A 755-nucleotide genomic window follows, 5' to 3' on the forward strand; every position below is an offset into this window, starting at 1 on the left:
GGGACGAGACTGATGCATCGTCCGAAGCGCGTCCGTTATGTCGAAGTCTCGGCATCAGAAGCACGCGCCGTCGGGGGTCCTTCGAACGCATCATTGTATTCAGGCCTCGTGCGCGCGCTGAAGGCACGCCTGCCCTCGGGCACCGAGATACGTTTCGACAAGGCGCAACCGGTCAATCTTTGGGCGCGGTTCCCGGGGAGTGCGCGCTGGATCGTGACGCCGATCGATCTGCCGCCGACTCCCCCGTTCATGATCGAATTCACTGGGATGACCCTTGCGTCGATCGTGCTTGCGCTGCTCGCCGCGTGGCAGCTTCAACTGCCAGTCGCTCGTGTCGCGCAGGCCGCGCGCGCGTTCGGGCGTGCACGCCGGCTGCCTCCGGTCGAGCCGAGCGGGCCACGCGAACTGCGTGAGCTCGCGACGTCGTTCAACGACATGATGAAGCGTGTCGAAGACGCCGAAAGCAATCAGGCCGTGATGCTCGCGGGCGTTGCCCATGATCTCAAGTCACCGCTGATGCGATTGCGCCTGCGTGCGGATCTGCTCGGCGATGCGGTCGAGCGGGCAGGATTTCTGCGCGATGTCGATTCACTCACGCATATCGTCGATCAATTCCTGCTGTTTGCGAACGAGGCTCCGCCGCAGGGACCGCTCGTCAAGGTCGACGACTCACTGCGCGCACAATTCGGCGATATCGAGGCATTCGATATCGAGCCCGGTCATGAACTGTTCCGGCTCACGCTCAATGCGGGGGA

At 63.3% G+C, this 755-nt stretch carries 1 protein-coding gene; it reads left to right on the top strand.

All coding sequences use genetic code 11. The features are described 5' to 3' along the window. Nucleotides 1-12: 12 nt before the first annotated feature. Nucleotides 13-755: HAMP domain-containing protein (locus HV670_RS30255; protein ID WP_175108578.1), on the top strand; the 743-nt coding region annotated here is incomplete at its 3' end.

Source organism: Pararobbsia alpina, from assembly GCF_902859895.1.
Lineage (GTDB): Bacteria > Pseudomonadota > Gammaproteobacteria > Burkholderiales > Burkholderiaceae > Pararobbsia > Pararobbsia alpina.